Raw genomic sequence first — 26,485 nt, 5'->3', positions numbered from 1 at the left:
GACAATGGATATACTGTTAATAAGTAATGAAGATACGTGCCGCAGCCGTATCGCGCAGGAACTCCTGCATGCATTTGGCAGGGGAATGAATATCTCTACGGCAGGAATTATGGAGGGGAACTGCGTTCCCGATGCCGTGTGCAATGTGATGGAACAGAATGGTTTCAGCGTGTCTCGCAAGAAACCGTCTGGTGTCGGGACCTATACGCACCGGTCGTGGGACTACGTGATTACCCTATGTAAAGAAGCCGGAGAAGAACTGAAGTTTATCACTCTGGATGCCAAGCAGCAGGTGCATTTTGATTTTGAAGATCCCTTTAAAAATCGTTTTCAAAATGAAAGTGAGCAGGAGAAACAAGTTGCCTCACTCTATGAAACCATGTACCGGCGGCTGTATGAATTTTACCGCGATGAACTGAGTGAGCAGCTGTTGCCTCGTTGTACGTGCGGTGCAAACACCTATTGCCGTTGTGAATAGTGAAATATGTGTTTTTTTTGAAGCAATCTCTTGACTCGTCCCTAAGGGCAGGACCTATCTTTGCTTCATAAACAAAATGCGCATGAGTTTATGAAGAATAAAATGAAGTTTAAAATCGGAGAGTTTTCCAAACTTTGCCAAGTGACCGTTAAGACGCTTCGTCATTATGAAGAGATAGGATTGATGATACCCGTTGAAGTGGATGAGTGGACGGGGTATCGCTATTACGACATCAGCCAGCTCCGGTGTATGAGCCGTATTGTTTACCTCAAGCAATTAGGGTTCAGCCTCGAAGAGATATCCGAGTTGTTTGCCGATGGCAAGGAATTTCCGGATGCTGAATTGTTGAAGGTTAAAATAGAACGTTGCAAAAACGAGATTGAACACTTGATATGGCGGCAGACCGAACTTGCCAAATTGGAAAATTTACTCCATAAACAAGAGAATGTTATGGAAAAAGTGTTTAAGAAATCCCTCCCTTCAAGAATTTTTGCTACCCATCGCCGTAAAATAGACTCTTATCAGGAACTGTTCAATCTTTGTCCGAATATTATCGGGCCTGAAATGTACCGTTTGGGTTGTGAATGTCCTGCCCCGGAATATTGTTTCACGGTGGAATATAATGAGGAATATGGGGTTGATATTGATATCGAGTTTTTTGAAGCGGTGGCTGAACGCAAGGAAGATTCGGAACTGATTAAATTCAAGGAACTTCCGGAAGTACCGGTTGCGCTCTGTGTCAACCATTACGGTGCTTATGAGCATATGCCCGAAACTTTCGCCGAGCTTTTTGCGTATGCCGAGGCAAATGGATACGAGGTCATTGACCGTCCCCGGTTTTGCCATATTGACGGCATTTGGAACAAAGAAACGGTGGATGAATGGATGACGGAAATTCAGTTGCCCATCAAACTTTCTTAATCAGCCTTTGATTTTTGCGGAAAGCTTTCAACCGTGAGAATACCTAAAAATAGGGATAGGTAGTCAACTTATTTTCTGCGAACTTTGCAGACTGAAAAAAGAATTGAAATGAGAAGCCTGCATATTCTGTTTATATTGGTAGTTGTCACTTGGCTCGGTTTTCCGCTGAGAGCGCAAGAAGCTATTTCTATCGGGACTCGCCACACTTTGTTTTCGCATGTCTTGAATGAGGCTAGAGAATATTGGGTGTATGTACCTGCAACCCGCCCGGGTGAAAAAGAGGAAAGTTATCCGGTTCTTTATTTGCTGGACGGTGATTCTTTTTTTCATTCGGTGGTAGGTTTTACTCGCTTGTTTTCCACCTCCAAAGTTTCTTCCTTACCGCCCTGTATCGTTGTGGCTGTCCTGAATACAAACAGAACCAGAGACTTTACGCCAACCTGTTCCGCTGCCCGGCGTGACGGAACTGTCCGTCCGGGCGATAAACCGGAAGGGGGTGGGGCAGGACAATTTTGCCGTTTTCTGACGGAGGAGCTACGCCCCGCAGTGGAACAAGACTTGCCGGTGAATGGACAACACTTGTTGGCCGGACATTCTTATGCCGGGTTGTTCACGCTGCATGTTTTGCTGAATTATCCCGGTGCATTTGATACATACATCGCCATAGACCCCAGTTTATGGTGGGATAAAGGATATTTTCAGAAACAGGTAGAACGGCAGGTGGATAAGGTTGACTTTTCAGGAAAGCAACTGTATGTTGCGTTTGCCACTCAGCCGCGTCTTGATAGGAAGCTGATCCACTTTCCCCTGACAGATGATTTTATAGGGAGTGCAGTTCCTCGTATGGAGAAGCGGCATTTGCGGGTGGTATCAAAAAAGTTCCCGGAAGAGACGCATGGAACGGTTGCTCTTCCGGGATTTTATGACGGACTGAAAACGTTGTTCTTCCGTTCTGCGGTTGGAATTTCTCTGCCGAACAAACCTCTCTGAAAAAAACTTTATTTTTCAGTAAGCTGAATGATATGCGCCATTGTACTAAGGGGACTACCTATACCATGGTGAGGTCTGCCGAAATCCTGAAAGCGTCATAGCCTGAGTCGCCTTCCGGCAGGAAGCGCCGAGAAGCGCCGTTTCCTTATAAATCAGTATTTTCAGCTCCGGAGAAGGTTGAGTGTCCTTCTCCGGACACACTGATTAAAAAACTGCAAAAGTGCAGCCGGGGCTTCGTTGACTCCGGGCAATTGGAATAGTAGTACAACCACTGTTGTACAATGAGCGCAGCACCATATGCCCTGCTACCGTACGGAAGTGCATAAAAAAAACAGTTGCCTGGAGAAACCCTCTCCAAGCAACTGTTTTCAGCTTCTTGATACTTTACTTTATAATCTACATATTCTAAATCTTTCTTGTCATCAATCGTCAATGTCAATCACCCTCATTTTAGAGTCAAATGTAATTTCCCAACGATTAGACAACTTTATCTCATACTCATTGTCATCGTACTCAATCTGAAGAATTCTTGCATCCGGATAATTGGTCTTTACATAGTTACGTATCGCTTCCGGTACAATCTGTGCAGGAACTTCACTTTGTCTGCATCGTACCTCCTTCCATTCTCCCGATTTATCAAATTCTACCTTCTCCCCATTCGTGAACACCACATCATAGCTTTTATAAAACATTCCCGACTCCAATTTAGCCATTGCCACCTTATGGTCTTTAAAATAAGTCTTGATAAATGTCTGCGCCTTCGCCGGCAACTGGCTCACCTCTATCGGCTTATCATTATCTGCCATTACCATTGTGTGCACTGCAAACATACAAACCAACATCATAACTAACTTTTTCATACTTTTCTATTTTTAATAATTAATACTTTATTTGTTTTCTGTATTGCAAAGATGGGAAGGAAATCTGGAAAGAATTGGGAAAAAAACTCTATTTTTGGAAATGAAAAAAAATCTATTTTTGAAAATGGGTGTTGCGGCTCTTCACCTATGAATTTTTGTTTGCAATGAATATTATTTAAAGACACAATAGACTATTATGGCTATGAAAATATTAAATCAGTTTATCGATGATTTTGTAGGTGTTTTCCAATATCGGTTTATGGATACCTTTCAATATTTTAAAGAAAGGAAGAAAAGTAAATATTTAGGAGATAGATTTGAGGAATGGGTTGTGAAGAACTCCAATATTAGTAAAGATGGTTATTCGGATCTATGTGATAAGAAAATATTTTGGCGGCTTTTAGATTGGAGAGGTGATAAATACATTGAGGGGTATAGGCCTCTGTCTTCATCATCTCCGGATTTGTTGATGGAGTGTGTTACCACAACGAGTACCATTCATGAAGTTGGAGATATAATAGCTGTAGAATGTAAATGGCGAAGTAAGATAGGTTTTTATCTCGATATAAAAGACATTGAAAAGTACGAGGGGTATATGAATTCCAATCTGTTGAACCGTCCGATAAAAAACTTGTTTTATGTTTTTGGCTTTGGATGGTGTGGTGACAGTCCGGAATCTGTTTATGTAGTTCCTGCCAGAGAATTGTATGATTATGATAAAGATACCTGTAGAATAACGTTCCCTATTAAAGAAACCGAGAAGGAGAAAATGGGTAGATTGGAGCGCTTTAAGAAGAAAGACAATAGATGTCTTCTGTATATCAAGTAATGGTATTACTTGGTTATATAAGCTCCAATCAACTGTTATATTGTTTGGGTCGCCGTCAATCTTTGTGGCGAAGGCTATTACTGGCATCTAATGCGGTTTGCAACCTTTCCCAGTCGTCACAAAGCGCCTGCATGGACGGAAACAATAAATCTGCTCCGGCATCCAGTAATACCTGCCTGTCCAGCGGACCGGTATTGACTGCCACAGTGAATATGCCGGCTGCTGTTCCGGCTTGTACTCCGATAGGTGCATTTTCTACAACTATAGCTTCGTTGGCTTGTACTCCGGCTTTTTCCAGTCCCATTAGATAAGGCTCAGGATGAGGCTTTCCGTATTTCACATCAAAGGCGGTCACCATGTGGTCGCGCTGAAACATACCAGGGAAGTTGTGGGCAAGGCGGTTCAGCAGGGAGTGTTGGCCCGAACCGGTGACAAGTACCGGAATAAGTCCTGCCGCTTTTACCTTTTGCAGCACTTCCCAAGCACCCGGCATACGTTCCGGTTCCGGGTGGGTACTGAATTCGGCGCTTTTCTCTGCATAGATGCTTTCTATCATCTCGGGAGTGGCATCCTTGCCATACTGGCGTTGATAAACGATGTTGATGGTGGAGGCTCCGGTACGTCCCTCGTGCATGTATGCCTCTTCACGGCTCAAGTGCAGGCCATGACGTTCCATTACTTTATGCCAGGCATCGGCATGGTAGGGCATGGAGTTGAATAACACACCGTCCATGTCAAAAAGAACGGCTTTCAGTTGGATGTAGGGGTGCCCGTGCTTTTCCAGATAACGGGCGATAGAGTTTTCGAACACTTGGTAGATTGGGGATTGAGAATTTAAAAATGCGGGGTAGATAAATAGAGAGTTGAGAATCGGGGAACGGTTCTCTTCGCACTTGTTGTGCAGCCATTTCTCAATTCTCAACTCTCAATTCTTAATTTATCAAAGTCTTGCCTGGATAGCTTTGGACTCTTCTTCGTAGCCGGGCTTGTTCAGCAATGCAAACATATTCTTCTTGTATGCTTCCACACCCGGTTGGTTGAACGGATTGACTCCCAAAATATAACCGCTGATACCGCAAGCTATTTCAAAGAAGTAGAGCAGACCTCCGATGCTTTCTTCATTCAGTGCAGGGATAACGATGCGCATGTTGGGTACGCCGCCGTCAACGTGGGCAAGCTGTGTGCCCAATTCAGCCATCTTGTTCACTTCGTCCACGTGCTTGCCTGCCAGGAAGTTCAGTCCGTCGAGGTTGGCTTCGTCCGAAGGTACTTGCAGGGAGTGCTGTGTCTTCTCCACGGAGATGACAGTTTCGTAGATGGTACGTTCGCCTTCCTGAATCCATTGTCCCATGGAGTGCAGGTCGGTGGAGAAATCTACGGCAGCAGGGAAGATACCCTTGTTTTCCTTACCTTCGGATTCACCATAAAGCTGCTTCCACCATTCGCTTACGTAGTGCAGTTTGGGATTGTAGTTTACGAGGATTTCAATTTTCTTACCGTTCTTGTAGAGCTCGTTACGCGTAGCTGCATAGATGGCAGCAGGATTTTCTGCAAACGGAACATCTTTTCCACAAGCCTTTTCCATGGCAACTGCACCTGCAACCAGTTTCTCAATGTCGAAACCTGCTATTGCGATGGGCAGCAAGCCTACCGGAGTCAGTACGGAGAAACGTCCGCCCACGTTATCGGGGATGATGAAGGATTTGTAGCCTTCGTTGTCGGCCGTTACGCGGGCAGCGCCCTTTTTGGCATCGGTGATGGCAACGATAACCTTCTTTGCCATATCCTTGCCGCGTTGGTCTTCGCATTGCTTTTTCAACAGACGGAACGCCAAGGCCGTTTCAGTGGTAGTACCGGATTTGGAGATGTTGATAACACCGAATTTCTTGTCTTTCAAGTATTCGGTGAGTTCATATAGATAATCTTCACCGATATTGTGTCCTGCATACAGAATGACCGGAGCCGTTTTCTTGTCTTGCAACCAAGTGAAGCTGTTTGACAAAGCCTCTATCACCGCACGTGCACCGAGGTAACTTCCGCCAATACCGGCAACTACTACTACCTCGCAGTTGTCACGCAACGTCTGTGCGGTAGTCTTTAGGTCGGCCAGGTGCTCTTTAGTGATGGAAGAGGGGAGGTGCAGCCAGCCTAAGAAGTCGTTGCCCTTACCGGTACCATTCTCTAATGCTTCCTGTGCAGCCTTTACTTGGGCTTCATAGGCGAAAACGTTTTCTTTGGAGATGAATCCAAGAGTCTTTTCAATGTTCAAACTAATCATAATATTCTAGGTTTTAAATTCAGTATTTCGTTTTATCTTTTTTCGCGCTTACCGGAATGAATCGGTAAGCAGCTTGATTTCAATCGTCGGCGAGATACGCTCATACAGAATGTTGTATACTGCATCTACAATAGGCATGTTGACATGATAATGCTTGTTGATTTCCTTGATACATTTTGTACCGTAATATCCTTCAGCAATCATTTCCATCTCAATCTGCGCGCTTTTCACGGAGTATCCCTTGCCAATCATCGTACCGAATGTGCGGTTGCGGCTGAAATTGGAATATCCCGTCACCAGCAGGTCACCTAAATAAACGGAATCACTTACGTTTCTGTTCAGCGGATGTACCGTTTGCAGGAATCTGTTCATTTCCTGTATGGCATTGGACATGAGCACAGCCTGAAAGTTGTCGCCATATTTCAGACCGCTGCAGATACCGGCTGCAATGGCATATACATTCTTCAGCACCGAACTGTATTCAATGCCGGCAACGTCATTACTGACAGAGGTCTTGATGAATGAACTGGCCAGTTTGCGGGCAATGGTGCAAGCCTTGTCGGTGTCGGGACAAGCAATGGTCAAATAAGAAAGGCGTTCCAGAGCCACTTCTTCCGCATGGCAGGGACCTGCCAATACAGCAATATTCTCAGCTGGGACGCCATATTCCTTAGTGAAATATTCCGAGACAATCAAGTTGTCATCGGGCACAATACCTTTAATGGCAGTGATGATGAATTTATCCTTAATCTTAGTCTTCAGTTTCTTCAGGTGAACCTTCAGATAAGGGGAAGGTGTAACGAAGATGAGCGTATCAGATTCTTTCACGACATCATTGATGTTGGAGTTGAAGTTGATACGCTTGGTATCAAACTTGACGCCCGTCAGGTAGGCAGGGTTATGACCAAGCCGTTTGAAGTCGGCAATACGGTCATCGCGTCGCATGTACCAATTTATAGACTCCGCTTGTGACAGAACCATTTTTGCAATGGCAGTTGCCCAACTTCCTCCGCCCATGATGGCTATCTTACCGGGTAGTTTCATATCGAAATTAATAATTAAAAATTAAAAATTAAAAGAGGGGAAAGGAGTACCTTCCTCCTCCTCTTATCTTTAATCTTGCCTATTTAATTCTTTAATTTTTAATTCTTAATTCTTCCGACCCAGTCAGCAACTTCGTTTACGGTCGGGTTTGCCAGTTCCAATTTATATTTCTTGTTGATACCGCAGATGTCCATGTGGAGTTTTTGCGGATTCACATCTTTCATGTCACTCACCAGGTTGTAGCCGGCTTTCTGGATTACAGCCACCCAGTCTTCGGGGATGCCCAGCTCTGTGTATCGTGCAGGAGCATCTTTGGGGATAACCTTTTCCGGACGCATCTGCGGGAAGAAAAGTACTTCTTGGATAAAGGATTCGCCCGTCATTAACATGGTCAGACGGTCGATGCCGATACCGATGCCCGATGTGGGAGGCATACCGTATTGCAATGCTTTCAGGAAGTCCTGGTCGATGAACATCGCTTCGTCGTCTCCCTTTTCGCTCAAGCGGAGTTGGTCTTTGAAGCGTTCTTCCTGGTCTATCGGGTCGTTCAGCTCGCTGTAAGCGTTGGCAAGTTCCTTGCCGTTCACCATCAGCTCGAAACGTTCGGTCAGTCCCGGCTTGCTGCGGTGCATCTTGGTCAGCGGGCTCATCTCTACGGGATAGTCGGTGATGAAAGTGGGCTGTATGAAAGTACCTTCGCAGAATTCTCCGAAGATTTCATCAATCAGCTTGCCCTTGCCCATGGTGTCGTCAATTTCCATATTCAGTTCCTTGCACACCTGGCGGATTTCGTCCTCGCTCTTGCCTTCGAGGTCGTATCCGGTCTTTTCCTTGATGGCTTCCAGGATGGGCAGACGGCGGTAGGGAGCTTTGAAGCTAATGCTCTTGCCGTCTATCTCGGTTTCTGTGCAGCCGTTTACGGCGATACAGATGCGTTCCAGCAATTTCTCCGTAAAACTCATCATCCAGTTGTAGTCCTTGTACTGCACGTACAGCTCCATACAAGTGAATTCCGGGTTATGGTTCTTGTCCATACCCTCGTTACGGAAGTTCTTGCCTATTTCATATACACCTTCGAATCCGCCCACAATCAGTCGCTTCAAGTAAAGCTCGGTGGCGATACGCAGGTAGAGGTCTATATCCAGAGAGTTATGGTGGGTGATGAACGGACGGGCGCTTGCTCCACCGGGGATGGATTGAAGAATCGGCGTCTCCACTTCCGTGTAGCCGGCTTCATCCAGCACAGCACGCATGGTCTTGATGACGGTGGCGCGCTTCAGGAATTTTTCTTTCACGCCGTCGTTCACGATAAGGTCTACATAACGCTGGCGGTAGCGGAGTTCGGGGTCTTCGAAAGAGTCGTAAGCCACGCCGTCCTTATATTTCACGATAGGCAGGGGCTTGATACTCTTTGCAAGTACGGTCAGCTTCTTGGCATGGATGCTGATTTCGCCCATTTGGGTACGGAATACGAATCCTTCAATGCCGATAAAGTCGCCTAAATCGAGCAAACGTTTGAACACGGTATTGTACATCTCCTTGTCCTCGTCCGGACAGATGTCATCGCGGGTGATATATACCTGGATGCGTCCTTTGGAGTCCTGCAATTCGATGAAAGATGCTTTACCCATGATACGGCGGCTCATGATACGTCCGGCAACGGACACTTGGCGAGGCTCTGCATCGTCGTTGAATTCAGCTTTAATATCGGTAGAGAAAGCATTTGTTACATACTCTGCTGCGGGATAAGGCTCAATGCCCATCGCGCGAAGTTCATTCATACTGTTGCGACGAATGATTTCTTGTTCACTTAGTTCTAATACGTTCATTTCGCTATATTTCACTCAATTTGGGTACAAAAGTACGAAACATTTTTCAGATAGCGAACCTTTTGACGGAAAATACGTACCTTTGCACCCGGTAAAAAGAAATAGGTATATAGTATGACAGCACAAAAGACACCCACAGCGTTGGGTACGGAGAGCATCGGAAAACTCTTGATGCAGTATGCCGTGCCGGCAATCATTGCCATGACGGCATCTTCTTTATATAATATGGTAGATAGTATTTTCATCGGTCACGGTGTGGGGACCATGGCTCTGTCGGCATTGGCACTGACTTTCCCGTTGATGAACCTCGGGGCTGCTTTCGGTGCATTGGTAGGCGTAGGTGCTGCTACACTGATTTCGGTAAAGCTGGGACAGAAGGATTATGATACGGCGCAACGGGTGCTGGGCAATGTGTTTGTACTGAATATTTTGTTGGGTTTGGCGTTTACCGTTATAGTCTTTCCTTTTCTTAATCCTATCCTTTATTTCTTTGGTGGCAGTGATGAGACGGTGGAATATGCGCGGCAGTTTATGGAGATAATCTTGTTGGGCAACGTTGTTACCCATCTCTATCTGGGTCTGAATGCGGTGCTGCGTGCTTCGGGACATCCCAAGCAGGCGATGTATGCCACTATTGCTACGGTGGCTATCAATACGATATTGGCTCCTATTTTTATATTTATGTTCGACTGGGGGATTCGCGGGGCTGCCATTGCTACGGTGTCTGCGCAGGTCATTGCCTTGCTGTGGCAACTCAAGCAGTTCAATAACGCCAATGAATTGCTGCACTTCCGCCGGGGTATCTTCCGTCTGAAGCGTAAGATTGTATTTGATTCACTGGCTATCGGTATGTCTCCTTTTCTGATGAACCTGGCGGCTTGCCTTATTGTAATCCTTATCAATCAGGGATTGAAGAAGTACGGAGGCGACTTGGCTATCGGTGCCTTTGGTATTGTGAACCGCTTGGTGTTTATCGTAGTTATGATTGTGATGGGATTAAACCAGGGAATGCAGCCCATTGCCGGATATAACTTCGGAGCAAAGTTGTACGACCGGGTGAACAAGGTACTGAAACTGACAATAATCTATGCCACCTGTGTGACAACCTTTGGCTTCTTGGTAGGGATGCTGGCACCTAATCTGGTGGTGGGTATCTTTACATCAGACGCAGAATTGACGGAACTTTCGGCTACGGGATTGCGTATTACGGTGATGTTCTTCCCCATTATCGGTTTCCAGATGGTAACCTCCAATTTCTTCCAAAGTATAGGGATGGCGGGCAAGGCGATATTCCTTTCACTTACGCGGCAGATGCTGATTCTGCTTCCTTGTCTGCTTATTCTGCCGCACTTCTTTGGCGTGGCCGGGGTGTGGTATAGTATGCCGGTATCCGATTTGCTTGCAAGCTTGATAGCACTGGTGATGCTGGTTTATCAATTCCGTAAGTTTAAGACTGCTGCAGCACATTAAAATAAAATTTTTCATATGCTTTCTGTAGATATTCCGTAAGAATATTTATATTTGCTATCTGCAAACTAATAGATTAACAAGCATATGGACAATAATTTTATAGTCAATATAGGCCGTCAGTTGGGTAGTGGTGGACGGGAGATAGGCGAGAAGCTGGCTACCCGTCTGGGAATTGATTTTTATGATAAGGAGCTGATTAGGCTGGCTTCCGAAGAGAGTGGACTATGTTGTGAGTTTTTTGAAAAAGCTGATGAGAAAGCTTCACAAGGCATTATTGGAGGGCTCTTCGGCATGCGTTTCCCTTTTGTCAGTGACGGGGCTATCCCTGCTACGAATTGCCTGAGTAATGATGCTCTGTTCAAAGTGCAAAGTGACGTGATACGCCGATTGGCGGAGGAGAAGTCCTGCGTGTTCGTGGGACGTTGTGCTGATTATATTCTTCGGGATAATCCACGCTGTGTCAATGTTTTCATTTCCTGCTCCAATGAAGAGCGCATCAAACGCCTTTGCCGAATGCATTCCATTTCTGAGCGTGAAGCGGAGGAGATGATGAACAAAGCGGATAAGAAACGCGCCGAATACTATAACTACTACAGCTATAAAAAATGGGGGGCTGCCGAGACATATCATTTGTGTATCGATTCCTCTGTATTGGGAGTTGAGAGAACGACGGATTTCATCGAGGAATTTGTGAAACAGAAACTCAATCTTAGGTGAACTGAGTGCTCGGTATGTCACGATTGGGATTCCTCTTACTGCTGTGGGTGTTCTTTCTGCCGGGTATAAAGGTATACGGAAGTTCCGAGACTTCGGCAAGTGTGGACCGGATGTCTTTCAATGCACACTGGAATACTCCTATCGAATCAATGAACGGTACACTAAACCTGGCGGATGACTATTACCTGACGGACGGTACTCCGGTGACCGACCGTAACTACGGGGAAATGAACAATGGAGTATTGGATGTGACGCGCCCCAATGCCGCCCATTTTGCCAACCGTGACCCACGGCTTTACAGCACTTTGTTTGTACGCGGCATGTCGTGGAACGGCAAGGGCGGGGAAGGCAATTGGTACGGTGGCGCAGCCGCTTCTTTGTCCATGGTCTACGTCATGAAATATTTCGACCCTAAGGACACCGGTAACTCCTGGAACAATGGGCAGGACTTCTACGTGGTACGCTATAATATCAGTATCGGCGATGGTATTCGTCCCAAAGAAACCCGTGCAGGGATGTTTTCGCCGAGCATACATGTTGCCGGTCCTGCGAAACATGTGCTGGTAGAACACAATATTATTCATGCCAATGCAAAGCCGGCTGCTAACGTGGACCGTACGATGATTACTTCCGATTCTTGGGATGGTTTTGCTGATGACACGTTTTTCAAACAGAATACTTTCTATGCTGCCGAGGCAAGCAGATTCTCTATGACAAGCTCTACAAACAATCTGTTTGACGGCAATTGGTACATTGGTACTTACCAGCAATTGCCTGCTGACGAAAAGGCGCATACCGTTTCAGAAACCTATCAGAAGGAGGTGCTGGATGTGGACCGGAATGGGTATGAAGGGTTGCTTATGAACAACCGCATGGTATGCGGGGTGAAAGGCTACTTTGTGGATAAGGAGGCGATAGAATCTTTCTTTGATCGTTGCCGTTGATGGATAATCTTCAAAATAAAGCCTCCAGTCTTTTCAAAACTATAATATGAAAAGACCGGAGGTTTTATTTTAAGGAGGTTATTGCATTTCCTATTACATCATTGTCAGCAATATCATCTGCCCCGCCAAAATACGCAGGAACATAGTCAACGGATATACTGTAGAATAGCCTACTGCCGGAGCGTCATTGCCCGATGTCTGGTTGGCATATGCCAATGCAGGAGGGTCTGTGTTACTACCGGCAATCAGACCCATTAACGTGAAGTAGTTCACCTTGCAGTAGAAGCGGGCAATCATACCGATTATCAACAAAGGAATAACGGTTATCAGGAAACCATATCCCACGTACAGCAATCCGCTGCCTTCTACCACGGTCTGCACAAAATGCTCACCGGCTTCTATGCCGACGCTGGCAAGGAAGAGCACGATACCGATTTCACGCAACATCAAGTTGGCACTCATGGTGGTGTATGTCACAAGATGCATTTTGTGACCGAAACGTCCGATGAGGATGGCCACTACCAGCGGACCACCAGCCAAACCTAACTTAACCGGTGTCGGCATACCCGGGAATGCGATAGGCAGACTACCCAGCAGGATTCCCAAAAAGATTCCCACAAAAATAGTTACGATATTCGGAGTGTCCAAACGTTTCAACTGATTACCCAATACGCCGGCTACACGTTCTACGGCATCCTGCTGGCCGACCACCATTACACGGTCACCTACCTGAAGTACCAGATTGGGATCGGCAAACAAGTCCATACCCGAACGGTTGATACGGGTTACATTTACACCGTACATGCTGCGGAAGTGGAGGCTTCCCAACTTCTTGCCATTGATTTCGGACTTGGTGACGAGGATACGGCGGGAAACCATCGGAGTGTCCTGCTTTTCCCAGTCTACGTGTATTTCTTTTCCGATAAAGGCAGCCACCGCTTCGGCATCTTCTTCGGAACATACGATGAAGAGCTGGTCTCCTACGTGGAATATTGTTTCATGATTGGGGATACTGACGTGCCCCTCGTGGCGTATGCGCGAACATACAAACGGACGTCCCAGGAAATCCTTTATCTGGAGCAGGGTCTTTCCGGAAATTGATTCATTGCGTACTTCGAGGTGAAGCATGTGCGGCTGATGCTTAACATCGGCTTCCTGCGTATTGAGTTCCTGTTCCTCTTTCTTGAGGTTCACCCGGCAGATATAGCGGATGGCTATGATGGAACCTATGATACCTACCACACCAAGCGGATAGGCGCAGGCATATCCCAGTGCAATGGGGTCTCCCGTATAGTTTATCTGGTTCAGGGCTTCTTGTGCGGCACCCAGACCCGGAGTATTGGTTACGGCACCATAGAGAATACCTACTATCATTGGCAAGTCTATCCCTCCGTCAATGAAGTAGATGCTCAATGCTACTGCGATATTCAGCAATACGATGCCGACAGCAAGCATGTTCAGCCGCATACCCCCTTTCTTAAAGGAAGAGAAGAAGGAGGGCCCGACTTGCAGACCGATACAGAATACAAATAAAATCAAACCGAATTCGCGGATGAAATGCAAAATGTGTGTTTCGCCCGTGAAGCCAAAATGGCCCATCAGGATACCGGCAAAGAGGACGAATGTAACCCCCAACGATACCCCGAAAATCTTAATCTTACCCAGCAATACGCCCACAGATATTACGAATGCATACAAACAAACGATGTGAGCGACAGATGAAGGGTCCCATAGCAAGCTTTCTAACCAATTCATAGTACCTTATTAATATGTCGTTTTTTAAATTTCGCGCAAAATTACTTAATAAAAAGGAGGTAGCAAAGGCTTTGTGGTACTTTTTGCTATATCAACTTTGCAAAAGTAGAGTATGCTTCCGGTGAATACGCTGAATCCGTATGGACACGGAGTCATCTGTAAGTGCAATTTTCTCTAAAAAAAGATTTTGTTCTAAGTATTTGTTTATATTTGCAAGTCTCTTGATGACAAAAATGAATAGTATTCATCTATTTAAATTTTAAATAAACTATGGCAGACAGTAAAGAAAAACTCTTCTCCGACTTTTCTCCCGTTTCCACTGAGCAGTGGATGGAGAAAGTTACCGCAGACCTGAAAGGGGCGGATTTCGAGAAGAAGCTCGTTTGGAAGACAAACGAAGGATTTAAGGTGAAACCTTTCTACCGTATGGAGGACCTGGAAGGTTTGAAGACGACAGATGCCCTTCCCGGCGAGTTTCCTTATCTCAGAGGTACCAAGAAAGACAACAATGAATGGCTTGTTCGTCAGGAAATCAAAGTGGAATGCCCCAAAGAGGCCAATGCCAAGGCGTTGGATATCTTGAATAAAGGTGTAGATTCACTCTCTTTCCATGTAAAGGCCAAGGAATTGAACGCAGAGTATATTGAAACTTTGTTGAAAGATATCTGCGCGGAATGTGTCGAGTTGAATTTCTCTACCTGCCAGGGGCATGTGGTGGAACTTGCAGAACTTCTTGTCGCTTATTTCCAGAAGAAGGATTATGACTTGACGAAATTGCAGGGCTCCATCAACTATGACTACTTCAACAAAATACTGGCCAAAGGTAAAGAAAAAGGTGATATGGTGGCAACAGCCAAGGCGCTGCTCGAGGCTACCGCTTCCCTTCCGAAATACCGTGTATTGAATGTGAACGCGTTGACATTAAACAATGCAGGTTCTTATATTTTCCAGGAGTTGGGTTATGCTTTGGCTTGGGGTAATGAATATATGAATCAGCTGGTTGATGCCGGTCTGCCGGCTGCAATGGTAGCCAAGAAGATTAAGTTCAATTTCGGTATCAGTTCCAACTACTTCCTTGAAATAGCCAAATTCCGCGCTGCACGTATGCTGTGGGCTAATATTGTGGCTTCTTACAGTCCTGAGTGTCTGCGCGACTGCGACAACAAGGGTAAGGATAACGAGTGTCGCTGTGCAGCCAAGATGAAGATTCATGCGGAAACTTCTTCATTCAACTTGACTTTGTTTGATGCACACGTAAACTTGTTGCGTACGCAGACTGAGGCGATGAGTGCCGCCCTTGCTGGTGTTGACTCAATGACGGTTACTCCGTTCGACAAGACTTATGATGCTCCTAACGAATTCTCTGAGCGTATGGCGCGTAACCAACAATTGCTGTTGAAAGAAGAATCGCACTTCGATAAGGTTATAGACCCGGCTGCAGGTTCTTACTATATCGAGAACTTGACCGTCTCTATTGCCAAGCAGGCTTGGGACCTCTTCCTCACTGTAGAAGAAGACGGTGGTTTCTATGCTTCCGTGAAAGCCGGAAAAGTGCAGGCTGCCGTAAACGAGAGCAACAAGGCACGTCATGCTGCAGTCGCCAAGCGTAAGGAAGTGTTGCTGGGTACCAACCAGTTCCCCAACTTCAATGAAAAGGCCGGGGATAAGAAACCGGTTGAGGCTACTTGCTGTTGCGGCGGCGGACATACGTGCGAGAAAGATGTTCCGACACTGAACTTTGACCGTGCTGCCAGTGAATTTGAAGCGTTGCGTCTCGAAACAGAGGCTTCCGGCAAACGCCCGAAAGCGTTTATGCTGACTATCGGTAATCTGGCCATGCGCCAGGCACGTGCACAGTACTCTTGCAACTTTCTGGCTTGTGCCGGATACGAAGTTGTGGATAACCTCGGTTTCCCCACCGTAGAAGAAGGTATAGAAGCAGCTATGGCTGCCAAGGCCGACATCGTGGTATTGTGTTCAAGTGATGATGAATATGCAGAATATGCTGTTCCTGCCTTCAAGGCTCTGAATGGCCGTGCCATGTTTATCGTAGCCGGTGCTCCTGCTTGCATGGACGACTTGAAGGCTGCCGGTATCGAGAACTTTATCCATGTCCGTGTCAACGTATTAGAGACATTAAAAGAATTCAACGCCAAACTTTTGAAGTAAGCAACTTCAATCGTAAATCGTAAATCGTCAAATCGTAAATAACATGATGCGAAAAGATTTTAAAAACTTAGATATATATGCCGCTTTTCAGCCCGTCAACGGTGCTGAGTGGCAAAAGGCTAACGGCATCCATGCTGATTGGAAAACGCCGGAACACATTGAGGTGAAGCCTGTTTATACAAAAGAAGACCTTGAGGGAATGGAACACTTGGGCTATGCTGCCGGGCTTCCTCCTTATCTGCGTGGTCCGTACTCGGTGATGTATACGTTGCGTCCTTGGACCATCCGCCAGTATGCAGGCTTTTCCACAGCGGAAGAATCAAATGCCTTTTACCGTCGTAATTTGGCTTCCGGACAGAAAGGTTTGTCCGTAGCTTTCGACTTGGCCACTCACCGTGGCTACGACCCCGACCACGAACGTGTAGTGGGTGACGTTGGTAAGGCAGGTGTATCTATCTGTTCCTTGGAGAATATGAAGGTGTTGTTCGATGGAATTCCTTTGAACAAGATGTCCGTCTCTATGACTATGAACGGTGCCGTACTTCCTGTTATGGCATTCTACATCAACGCAGGTCTGGAGCAGGGTGCCAAGTTGGAAGAAATGGCTGGTACTATCCAGAACGATATCTTGAAGGAATTCATGGTGCGTAATACCTATATCTACCCGCCTGCATTCTCTATGAAGATTATCTCTGACATCTTTGAATATACTTCCCAGAAAATGCCTAAGTTCAACTCTATCTCCATCTCCGGCTACCACATGCAGGAAGCGGGTGCTACGGCAGACATCGAGTTGGCTTACACCCTGGCAGACGGTTTGGAATATCTGCGTGCCGGAACGGCTGCGGGTATTGACATCGATGCTTTCGCACCGCGTCTCTCTTTCTTCTGGGCCATCGGAACGAACCACTTTATGGAAATTGCCAAAATGCGTGCCGCACGTATGTTGTGGGCAAAGATTGTGAAGCAGTTCAACCCGAAGAATCCGAAGTCGCTGGCTTTGCGTACGCACTCCCAGACTTCCGGCTGGTCACTGACAGAGCAAGACCCGTTCAACAATGTGGGCCGTACTTGTATCGAGGCGATGGCTGCTGCATTGGGACATACTCAGTCACTGCATACCAACGCTCTTGATGAGGCGATTGCTTTGCCGACGGATTTCTCTGCACGTATTGCACGTAATACGCAGATTTATATTCAGGAAGAAACTTACATTTGCAAGAATGTAGACCCATGGGGTGGCTCTTATTATGTGGAAAGCCTGACTAATGAGTTGGCTCACAAGGCTTGGGAGTTGATTCAGGAAGTAGAGAAACTGGGCGGTATGGCAAAAGCCATCGAAACCGGCATTCCCAAAATGCGTATCGAAGAGGCTGCTGCGCGTACACAAGCTCGTATCGACAGCGGTTCACAGACCATTGTCGGTGTGAACAAGTATCGTCTGGAGAAAGAAGCTCCGATTGATATTCTTGAAATTGACAATACGGCAGTTCGTCAGGAACAGATTGAAAACCTGAAGCGTCTGAAGGAAGGACGTAACCAGGCAGAAGTAGACAAGGCGTTGGGAGCTATCACTGAATGCGTAAAGACTGGTAAGGGCAACTTGCTGGAACTGGCAGTCGAGGCAGCTCGTGTCCGTGCTACTTTGGGAGAAATCTCTTATGCTTGCGAAAAGATTGTAGGACGTTATAAAGCAGTAATTAGAACTATATCAGGCGTGTATTCATCAGAAAGTAAGAATGACAGCGACTTCCACCGTGCTTGTGAATTGGCGGAGAAGTTTGCGAAGAAAGAGGGACGTCAGCCTCGTATCATGGTAGCAAAGATGGGGCAGGACGGCCACGACCGCGGTGCCAAGGTTGTTGCAACCGGATATGCCGACTGTGGTTTTGATGTGGATATGGGACCCTTGTTCCAGACACCGGCCGAGGCTGCCCGCGAAGCGGTTGAGAACGACGTTCATGTAGTGGGAGTTTCTTCATTGGCTGCCGGACACAAGACATTGGTTCCGCAGATTATCGAAGAACTCAAGAAGTTGGGACGTGAGGACATCGTAGTGATTGCCGGTGGTGTAATCCCCGCACAAGACTATGACTTCCTTTACAAGGCAGGCGTAGCTGCTATCTTCGGCCCCGGTACTCCGGTTGCCAAGGCTGCTTGCCAGATATTGGAGATTTTGTTGGATGAAGAATAATCCGACACGTTAAATGTTAAAAAAGGACGGTGTGCGTTTGCATATCCGTCTTTTTTTCTTAATCTGTGTTATAGAACATACTTTTTTAGTTGGATAATTTGCAGATTTATCAGAAGTCCGTATCTTTGCAATGTGTTTTTCATAGTATTAGATTTAAGGTTAACAAAGGTTGGAGTACAGCGGTACTCCTTTTTTTATGTTCATATGTCAGCTTTTGGGGAGAAAAAATTACCAGGTCTATGTTATCGTTCCTTGCTTATCGTTTCGTTCTTGCCCCCTTTTTATTACCTTTGTCCCACTAAATAAAATAGCGAATGATAGTTTGTATTGCCGAAAAGCCCTCTGTGGCGCGTGACATAGCCGATGTATTGGGAGCGAGAGAAAAGAAAGATGGATACATCGAAGGAAATGGATACCAGGTGACCTGGACATTCGGTCATCTTTGTACGCTGAAAGAGCCGCATGAATATACCCCTAATTGGAAGTCATGGAGCTTGGGAAGCCTGCCCATGATACCTCCCCGTTTCGGCATTAAGCTGATTAGTAATCCCACATACGAGCGCCAGTTCCATACGATAGAGAACCTCATGCAACATGCCGATATGATTATAAACTGCGGTGATGCCGGTCAGGAGGGAGAATTGATACAGCGCTGGGTGATGCAGAAGGCCGGGGCGCGTTGCCCGGTGAAACGCCTCTGGATTTCTTCGTTGACGGAGGAGGCTATCCGCGAGGGCTTTGCCAAGCTGCGCGATGCGTCGGATTTCCAGCCTTTGTACGAAGCAGGCTTGTCGCGTGCCATCGGCGACTGGTTGCTGGGGATGAATGCCACCCGTCTTTATACCATAAAATACGGGCAGAACCGGCAGGTGCTTTCTATCGGTCGTGTGCAGACACCGACGCTGGCATTGATTGTAAACCGTCAGCTGGAAATACAGAATTTTGTTCCCAAGCAATACTGGGAGCTGAAGACCGTCTATCGAGATACCACTTTCTCCGCCATCCTCCGGAAAAGTGAGGAGGAACTGGTACTGGAAGCCGAGAAGCAGAAAGAGGCTATAGCTGCCGGGAAGAAACCTAAAAAAGAAGAAGAGAACCGGGGCATCGACCCCATTACCGACCGCGAACGTGGGCTTGTTTTATTGAACCAGATTAAGAATTCTCCTTTTACCGTGACGGATGTCACCAAGAAAGAGGGGAGGGAGGCGCCACTCCGCTTGTTTGACTTGACTTCTTTGCAAGTGGAATGTAATAGGAAGTTTGCCTATTCCGCTGATGAGACGCTGAAAATCATCCAGTCTTTGTATGAGAAGAAAGTGGCTACCTATCCACGTGTAGACACTACCTATTTGAGTGATGACATCTATCCCAAATGCCCTGGCATCTTGAAAGGTCTGCGTGATTACGAGACATTTACAGCCCCTTTGACAGGAACTGCATTGTTGAAGTCCAAAAAGGTTTTCGATAACTCGAAGGTAACAGACCACCACGCCATTATTCCTACCGGCCAGCATCCGCAGAATCTGACGGATATGGAGCGTCGCGTATTCGATTTGATAGCATGCCGTTTCATTGCTGTATTCTATCCCGATTGTAAGTTTGCCACTACCACCGTATTGGGAGAGGTAGAGAGCATAGAGTTCAAGGCCACCGGCAAGCAGATTCTGGAACCGGGTTGGCGTGTTATCTTCGGCACCCCCTCGGCACAATCGCAGGAGGAGAAAGAGGAAAAGGGAGAAGAGGAGAATGTGCTTCCGGCTTTTGTGAAAGGAGAAAGCGGGCCGCACGTTCCCGATTTATATGAGAAGTGGACGCAGCCGCCCCGGCCTTATACGGAAGCCACCCTGCTGCGTGCTATGGAAACGGCGGGCAAGCTGGTGGATAACGACGAACTGCGTGATGCGCTGAAGGAAAACGGTATCGGTCGTCCATCTACCCGTGCAGCCATCATCGAGACGCTGTTCAAGCGAAACTATATCCGCAAGGAAAAGAAGAACTTGATAGCCACCCCTACCGGTGTGGAGCTGATACAGATTATCCATGAGGAGCTGTTGAAGTCGGCGGAACTGACCGGTATTTGGGAGAAGAAACTGCGTGAGATAGAAAAACGGACTTACAATGCCGGACAATTCTTGGAAGAATTGAAGCAGATGGTATCGGAAGTCGTGATGAGTGTACTTTCTGATAACAGCAACCGCCACATCACCATCCAAGCGCCTGCTCCCGAAAAGGGCAGTAAGGCTTCTGCCAAGACAGAGGCTGCCGATAAGCCGAAAAAGGAGCCGAAGAAAAGAGCACCGAGAAAGTCTGCCGCCGCAGGTAAAAAGACGGAACAGGCTTCGGGCGCTGTGGCAGCTTCAAGTGTGGAGGTTCCCGTACAAGCTGACGATTTCGTCGGTCAGCCTTGTCCGATTTGCGGAAAAGGTACCGTTATCAAGGGGAAAATGGCTTATGGTTGTTCCGAATGGAAATCCGGATGCACATTCCGCAAGCCGTTTGAATAAGGGTAATCACATTAAATAATTCTCTCCGCCATGTATTTCCAGAGGGGAGCAGCCATCAGCGCCTGGCGGATGCTTCCTTGCTGCAGCAATTCCTTGACCTCTTGCAAGGAAAGCAGGTGTACGGTCAGGTTTTCCGTATCTTCCAACTGTTGCTCGGAGATTTTCTCCACGTCCGTAGCCAGGAAACAGTAGGTAATGTTGGTGTGGGTACTTGGATTGGGAGAGATTTGCATGAACTCTTTCCATACTCCGTTCCCATAGCCGGTTTCTTCCAAAAGTTCCCGTTGTGCGGAAACCATCGGAGAGCCGTCCTCTTCTTCGCATACCCCTGCACAGAGCTCATAGGACGTTTCTTGTATGCCATGCCGGTATTGGCGGATAAAGACAAATTGTCCATCACGGGTGATGGCAATGGTATTCACCCAGTTTGGATATTCCAATATATAATAGGAGGGGATGTGGTTGCCGTTGGGCAGCACTACATGGTCCTTACGCACAGTGAGCCACGGAGCCCGATGAAGGTATTCGCTGGATAAGACGGTCCAGGTGTCTTTTGATTTTTCCATAATGGTAAAATTGACTATATTTTAAACAGCATCCCTCCGATATTATCTGTCGTGGCTCCCGTCACCGAGGCGAGGCATCCGGGTGTGTCCGCCATATAGAGGGCACCCAGGAAAGCAAAGATTAGGGCTTCCTTGTATTCTATGATTTGCCGGCTGGGAATCACGATTTCACACGGACACAAGGCGTCGATACGTTCTATGAGGAACTTGTTGAATGCACCTCCGCCGGTAATCAGCAGTTTTCCGTTACCATCGGGCAAGGGGCGGGCGGTGATGATGCGTGATATTTGCCAGGCGGCATGCTCGTAAAAGGTACGTAGCATATTCTCCATACTCAAGCCATAACGCTCGAGCATGGGATATACCAGCGTTTCCACCCACTCCCGTCCCAATGACTTCGGTCCGGACTGATGGTAGAAATCCATTCCGTTCAGTTCGTCCAGCAGTTCTTGGCAGATGTTGCCTTGCCGTGCTATCTCGCCGTCACGGTCAAATTCCAATCCTATTTGCCGGCAGTAATGGTTGATGACGTAATTCACCGGACTGATGTCAAAAGCGATGCGCCGCTCGTCCTGCTCGAATGAGATGTTGGAGAAGCCGCCGATATTCAAACAGAAGTCGTAGTCGGCAAAAAGCAACCGGTCGCCAATAGGTACGAGTGGAGCGCCCTGCCCACCCAGCATGATGTCCAGCCGCCGGAAATCCGAAACGGTAGGTATACGGGTTTCAGCGGCAATGGCGGCTCCGTCACCTATTTGGTACATGATTCTCTTTTGAGGCTCATGGAAGATGGTATGCCCGTGGGAGGCGATAATATCGGGGTGGACTCCAAATTCTTGCATGAACTCGTTGACACGTTCACCGAGAAACTTTCCATAGGAGCTGTGGAAAGTGATGAACTCCAAAGCACTCATTGTCTGTGCACCGGTACCCAATATCTGCTTCATGGCGTCGGGGTAGCTATAGCCTTTTGCACAGTCTATGTGGAAAGACCATTTTCCGGCTTGCTGCCGGAAAGTGCAACAACATACGTCCAGCCCGTCAAGGGAAGTGCCGGACATCAGGCCGATGGCTTGAATTTGGAAGTCTTTCATCCTGATTTTCTTGTTTTATTTATAATTGAGGTAGAATTCGACAACAGCTTCTATTCCTTTACGGAAGATGTCCAACGGTATATTCTCATTAGGTGAGTGGATGGCGTTGGATTCGAGCCCGAAGCCCATCAGAACGGTTTTGATGCCCAGTACTTGCTCGAAAGTGGAGATGATGGGGATACTTCCACCCCGACGCACTGCCAGCGGTTTCTTTCCAAAAGCTTTTTCAAAACCTTTTTCGGCGGCTTGGTAGGCGGGTAGGGTGATGGGACATACATATCCTTGGCCTCCATGCATCGGAGTGACTTTTACCTGTACTGAATCCGGCGCTATGTCCAGAATGTAGTCGGCAAAGAGCCGGGATATCTTGTGGTGGTCCTGGTGGGGAACCAACCGGCAGGATACCTTGGCGTATGCCTTGGATGGGAGCACGGTCTTGGACCCTTCACCCGTATATCCGCCCCAGATGCCGCATACGTCGAAAGACGGACGGCAACTGTTACGTTCCAGCGTACTGTAACCTTTCTCTCCGAAAAGTGCTTTTACATGGATAGCCTTTTTGTATTTCTCTTCGTCGAAAGGAATGCGGGCTATCATGTCGCGCTCGGCTTGGGGAACTTCTTCCACATCGTCATAGAAGCCCGGTACGGTGATACGTCCCTCTGCGTCCGTCACTTGGCTGATTATCTGGCAAAGTACATTGATGGGGTTGGCAACAGCACCGCCGAAGTGACCGCTGTGTAGGTCGCGGTTGGGGCCGGTCACTTCTATTTCCCAATAGGCTAGTCCGCGCAGTCCGGTGGTCAGTGAAGGCAGGTCTGCACCAAGCATGCTGGTGTCCGAAACCAGAATGACGTCTGCTTTCAGCAACTCTTTGTGCTCCTGGCAGAAGCTTTCTAAGCTGGGCGAACCGATTTCTTCTTCTCCTTCGAAGATGAATTTTACGTTGGTTTGCAGCAGTTCGTTGCGTACGAGGTATTCAAACGCTTTCACTTGTATGAAAGATTGCCCTTTGTCATCATCAGCACCACGTGCCCAGATATGTCCGTCGCGTATTTCCGGCTCAAAGGGGTCGCTTTTCCAAAGTTCGAGAGGTTCGGCTGGCATCACGTCGTAGTGGGCATATACCAATACGGTCTTGGCGTCCGGGTCTACGATTTTCTGTCCAAAAACAATCGGGTTACCTTTGGAGGGCATTACGAGGGCTTCATCCGCTCCGGCTTCGAGCAGCAACTGTGCCCAGCGTTCGGCGCAGGCAAGCATATCGTCGTGATGCTCGGGTTTGGCACTGATGCTTGGAATGCGAATGAGGCTGAACAAGTCTTCCAGCATTTTAGGCTCGTTCTCGGTGATGTATTTCTTTATTTCCATGGGTGAATATTATAGTTGTGTTGTTCTGTCAATCAGGTAATAATCCAACAATGTCATTGCTGTCATTGCTTCCACGATGGGTACTGCGCGTGGCAATACGCACGGGTCATGGCGTCCTCGGGCTTTCAGGGTGGTGTCTACACCGTCAATGTTCACGGTGTGTTGCTCCATCAGTACGGTTGCCACGGGTTTGAAGGCTACACGGAAATAGATGTCTTGCCCGTTACTGATTCCACCTTGTATACCGCCCGAATGATTGGTGCGGGTCTCGATACGTCCGTTATTGTTGTAGAACACATCATTCTGCTCCGAGCCTTTCTGCTTTAATCCCTTGAAACCGTCTCCATACTCGAATGCTTTTGCTGCATTGATGCTGAGCATGGCTGCTCCAAGTGCTGCATGGAGCTTGCCGAATACGGGTTGTCCCAGTCCGATGGGGCATCCTTTGACGACACAAGTCACCACTCCTCCGATGGTATCTCCTTCTCCCTTTATCTTGAAGATGAGTTCTTCCATTTCTTTTGCCTTCGCCGGGTCGGGGCAGCGGACCGGATTGGTCTCTATCAGGTCGAGGTCGTATGCGGTATAATTTTCTTCAAGGCGGATAGGACCTACTTGTGAAGTGTACGCCGTGATGTGTATACCCAGCTGCTTCAGCGCCAATTTGGCCAGGGCACCCGCTACTACACGCGAGATTGTTTCACGGGCTGATGAACGTCCACCTCCGCGGTGGTCGCGGATGCCATATTTCACTTTATAAGTATAGTCGGCATGTGACGGTCGGTAGACTTCTTTCAGATTATTGTAATCGTCAGAATGTTGGTTTTGGTTCCATACAATGAATCCTATGGGGCAGCCTGTGGATTTTCCTTCGAAGATGCCGGAGAGGAACTCCACTTTATCACCTTCTTTCCGGGCGGTAGTGATACGTGACTGTCCGGGGCGGCGTCGGTCGAGCTCTGCCTGGACGAAATCCATATCAATGACTATTCCTGCAGGGAATCCGTCTATCACTCCTCCCACGCCCTTACCGTGCGATTCCCCAAAACTGGTAAGACGGAGAATATTTCCAAATGAGTTGAACATATCAAATGCTTTAAAGGTTTATATATGAGGTTAATGTGCCAATACGCTTTATAAGAAATGCTTTTGACTTTATAAAGATAACAACTTTTTTTTGGATTCGTTTGAATAGAATGTATTTTTTTGCAAACAATAGGTTCCTTGTGGTGGCTATTTTGCAGTGTAGAGAGGCAAAAGAAGCGGTTCGGTACTAATCATATTAAAGATGAGCTGTGTTAAGTTGTTGAATATCATTTGTATATCGGTCCTAATGCAGTTCAATGTATTGGTACCTTCAGTGTCAATACTTGAAAACTCTACATTGATATAAGATCAACTTATGATTGATAAGAAGCGAACAATTGTTTTTTGTGGAATCCTTCTACTTGGATTAATAAGGGATATCTTAAAAATGGAACATCCTTTTTTTAGAAAAGACCTTGCTCAGTATTTCTAAAAAGTGTTCCTTTGCATTTTCTCTTTAAAATGGAGACAATTATCTCTTGGGAGATTTTTTTATTAACTAAATATGTTTTTTTAAGTATGAAAAAGAATTTGTTTTTTTTATTTGCGTTGATTTGCTCTATGAGTTTGTTCACTGCTTGTAGTGATGACGACGATGATAAGATTAAAGACCCGGTTATTGGTACTTGGAAAGTTCCGGCTGTTGAATTGGATGAAAATAATTCGGTGATCGGAGGTAGTGTTTTTATGACATGGGAGGCACCTGAGGACACATATCTATCATTTTTGCCGGTAAGTGCTATTCCGTCGTTAGCTATACAGATGGGGTCTGTGATATTGCCGCAGGTATTGCAGGATGTTACTTTGAGTGCTGACGGTAATATAGTGGCCACTTATTCTTCTGCAGGGATAGATCTTTCAGGTGAGAAGCCAATAACTCCGGTATGGGAGACTTCACCGGCAGATTATGCAACCTTTAAATTGCAGGGGAATGGTAAAATGTTGCTTTTCCTGAATCTGGAAAAAATAATAGCCGATGCTAATACTAAAGCTGATATAACTACTGTTATATCTCAATTGTTGGAACTTGTGAAGAATGGAATCCCTGTGAATTATGCGTTGTCTAATAATAATGAAGAAGTGAAAATCTTTATTGATAAAGAACTTATGACTACTATTGCTGCTATGGGACCGGCAATTGCAGAATTGATTCCTGATGATCCGGATGCATTAGGTAGTTTTGGTCCTATGATAAAAGCTATATTGGGAGACCTTCCGACTGCAATGTCAAAAACTACAAAGTTTGAATTGGGTTTGAATTTGAAAAAGTAATCTAATTTAGACAGGAAGATAACAACTTAAGATAGGGAATCCCACTATTAAGCAATGTCTTAATAGTGGGATTTATTTTATTCCTTCTATTCCTTCTATTATAGAATAAAATAC

The 26,485-nt window shown here is 46.7% G+C and carries 21 protein-coding genes; 11 read left to right on the top strand and 10 right to left on the bottom strand.

Translation table 11 applies throughout. From position 1 onward, the window contains the following. The first annotated feature begins 4 nt into the window (after positions 1 to 4). From DW096_RS14880 to DW096_RS14870, 3 genes are all read left to right on the top strand, one after another. Complete coding sequence (locus DW096_RS14880) at positions 5 to 478, top strand: hypothetical protein (RefSeq protein WP_005827232.1); 474 nt, start codon at positions 5 to 7, stop codon at positions 476 to 478. 90 nt (positions 479 to 568) lie between these two features. Further along, a complete protein-coding gene (locus tag DW096_RS14875) occupies positions 569 to 1,399 on the top strand; it encodes a MerR family transcriptional regulator (RefSeq protein ID WP_005827229.1) in 831 nt (276 codons plus the stop codon). Positions 1,400 to 1,507: 108 nt separating this feature from the next. Beyond that, positions 1,508 to 2,389, top strand: a complete 882-nt coding sequence (locus tag DW096_RS14870; protein ID WP_117749123.1) for an alpha/beta hydrolase — start codon at positions 1,508 to 1,510, stop codon at positions 2,387 to 2,389. A 422-nt stretch (positions 2,390 to 2,811) separates the two neighbouring features. Here the strand turns inward: DW096_RS14870 and DW096_RS14865 are convergent, their stop codons facing one another. Continuing rightward, positions 2,812 to 3,249 (bottom strand): PepSY-like domain-containing protein, encoded by a 438-nt coding sequence (locus DW096_RS14865; protein ID WP_005833165.1) that lies wholly within the window; start codon positions 3,247 to 3,249, stop codon positions 2,812 to 2,814. 202 nt (positions 3,250 to 3,451) lie between these two features. Here DW096_RS14865 and DW096_RS14855 point away from each other — a divergent pair, with 202 nt between their 5' ends. Further along, positions 3,452 to 4,078 carry a hypothetical protein gene (locus tag DW096_RS14855; RefSeq protein WP_008664066.1) on the top strand — a complete coding sequence of 209 codons (627 nt, stop codon included), beginning with the start codon at positions 3,452 to 3,454 and terminating at the stop codon, positions 4,076 to 4,078. Positions 4,079 to 4,133: 55 nt separating this feature from the next. Here DW096_RS14855 and DW096_RS14850 read toward each other — a convergent pair whose 3' ends face one another. The 4 genes from DW096_RS14850 to lysS form a co-directional block, all read right to left on the bottom strand. Next, positions 4,134 to 4,889, bottom strand: a complete 756-nt coding sequence (locus DW096_RS14850) for an HAD family hydrolase (protein ID WP_008664065.1) — start codon at positions 4,887 to 4,889, stop codon at positions 4,134 to 4,136. A 129-nt stretch (positions 4,890 to 5,018) separates the two neighbouring features. Further along, positions 5,019 to 6,356: a glucose-6-phosphate isomerase gene (locus DW096_RS14845; protein ID WP_008664064.1), complete on the bottom strand. Its 1,338-nt coding sequence runs from the start codon at positions 6,354 to 6,356 to the stop codon at positions 5,019 to 5,021. A 48-nt stretch (positions 6,357 to 6,404) separates the two neighbouring features. Next, entirely contained in the window at positions 6,405 to 7,400 is a 996-nt protein-coding gene (locus DW096_RS14840; RefSeq protein WP_009037944.1) for an NAD(P)H-dependent glycerol-3-phosphate dehydrogenase, read from the bottom strand. A gap of 98 nt (positions 7,401 to 7,498) precedes the next feature. Beyond that, entirely contained in the window at positions 7,499 to 9,229 is a 1,731-nt protein-coding gene (gene lysS, locus DW096_RS14835) for a lysine--tRNA ligase (RefSeq protein WP_009037945.1), read from the bottom strand. Between the two features lie 114 nt (positions 9,230 to 9,343). Between lysS and DW096_RS14830 the strand changes: the two genes are divergently transcribed. The 3 genes from DW096_RS14830 (at position 9,344) to DW096_RS14820 (ending at position 12,360) form a co-directional block, all read left to right on the top strand. Further along, on the top strand, positions 9,344 to 10,699 hold the full coding sequence (locus tag DW096_RS14830; RefSeq protein ID WP_009037946.1) for an MATE family efflux transporter: 1,356 nt from the start codon (positions 9,344 to 9,346) through the stop codon (positions 10,697 to 10,699). An 84-nt stretch (positions 10,700 to 10,783) separates the two neighbouring features. Continuing rightward, complete coding sequence (locus tag DW096_RS14825) at positions 10,784 to 11,416, top strand: AAA family ATPase (RefSeq protein ID WP_016273014.1); 633 nt, start codon at positions 10,784 to 10,786, stop codon at positions 11,414 to 11,416. Between the two features lie 14 nt (positions 11,417 to 11,430). Continuing rightward, positions 11,431 to 12,360, top strand: a complete 930-nt coding sequence (locus DW096_RS14820) for a RagB/SusD family nutrient uptake outer membrane protein (RefSeq protein WP_057255860.1) — start codon at positions 11,431 to 11,433, stop codon at positions 12,358 to 12,360. A gap of 93 nt (positions 12,361 to 12,453) precedes the next feature. Here DW096_RS14820 and DW096_RS14815 read toward each other — a convergent pair whose 3' ends face one another. Beyond that, positions 12,454 to 14,115 carry a putative transporter gene (locus DW096_RS14815; RefSeq protein WP_016273012.1) on the bottom strand — a complete coding sequence of 554 codons (1,662 nt, stop codon included), beginning with the start codon at positions 14,113 to 14,115 and terminating at the stop codon, positions 12,454 to 12,456. A 270-nt stretch (positions 14,116 to 14,385) separates the two neighbouring features. Between DW096_RS14815 and mutA the strand changes: the two genes are divergently transcribed. The 3 genes from mutA to DW096_RS14795 all read left to right on the top strand — a co-directional run bounded on the left by mutA (position 14,386) and on the right by DW096_RS14795 (position 20,982). Beyond that, positions 14,386 to 16,284: a methylmalonyl-CoA mutase small subunit gene (mutA, locus tag DW096_RS14810; protein WP_118931094.1), complete on the top strand. Its 1,899-nt coding sequence runs from the start codon at positions 14,386 to 14,388 to the stop codon at positions 16,282 to 16,284. Positions 16,285 to 16,330: 46 nt separating this feature from the next. Continuing rightward, entirely contained in the window at positions 16,331 to 18,478 is a 2,148-nt protein-coding gene (scpA, locus tag DW096_RS14805) for a methylmalonyl-CoA mutase (protein WP_117963686.1), read from the top strand. Positions 18,479 to 18,792: 314 nt separating this feature from the next. Next, positions 18,793 to 20,982 (top strand): DNA topoisomerase 3, encoded by a 2,190-nt coding sequence (locus DW096_RS14795; protein ID WP_118931093.1) that lies wholly within the window; start codon positions 18,793 to 18,795, stop codon positions 20,980 to 20,982. An 11-nt stretch (positions 20,983 to 20,993) separates the two neighbouring features. Here DW096_RS14795 and DW096_RS14790 read toward each other — a convergent pair whose 3' ends face one another. Genes DW096_RS14790 through aroC form a run of 4 tightly spaced genes read right to left on the bottom strand, consistent with a single transcriptional unit; the run spans position 20,994 to position 25,099 of the window. After that, entirely contained in the window at positions 20,994 to 21,548 is a 555-nt protein-coding gene (locus DW096_RS14790) for an NUDIX hydrolase (protein WP_005827192.1), read from the bottom strand. Between the two features lie 14 nt (positions 21,549 to 21,562). Continuing rightward, entirely contained in the window at positions 21,563 to 22,642 is a 1,080-nt protein-coding gene (locus DW096_RS14785) for an anhydro-N-acetylmuramic acid kinase (RefSeq protein ID WP_009037952.1), read from the bottom strand. Between the two features lie 15 nt (positions 22,643 to 22,657). Next, complete coding sequence (locus tag DW096_RS14780) at positions 22,658 to 24,013, bottom strand: dipeptidase (RefSeq protein WP_008664054.1); 1,356 nt, start codon at positions 24,011 to 24,013, stop codon at positions 22,658 to 22,660. A gap of 9 nt (positions 24,014 to 24,022) precedes the next feature. Continuing rightward, the gene (aroC, locus tag DW096_RS14775; RefSeq protein ID WP_008664052.1) at positions 24,023 to 25,099 is read right to left on the bottom strand and encodes a chorismate synthase; all 1,077 of its coding nucleotides are present in this window, start codon (positions 25,097 to 25,099) and stop codon (positions 24,023 to 24,025) included. Positions 25,100 to 25,618: 519 nt separating this feature from the next. Here aroC and DW096_RS14770 point away from each other — a divergent pair. Further along, a complete protein-coding gene (locus DW096_RS14770; protein WP_087331999.1) occupies positions 25,619 to 26,371 on the top strand; it encodes a DUF4925 domain-containing protein in 753 nt (250 codons plus the stop codon). Positions 26,372 to 26,485 lie beyond the last annotated feature (114 nt).

The organism is Bacteroides sp. AM07-18, from assembly GCF_003602695.1.
GTDB classification, from domain to species: domain Bacteria; phylum Bacteroidota; class Bacteroidia; order Bacteroidales; family Bacteroidaceae; genus Bacteroides; species Bacteroides uniformis.
The sequence above is the reverse complement of the archived record's forward strand: the minus strand, read 5'-3'. Positions and strand labels throughout refer to the sequence as shown.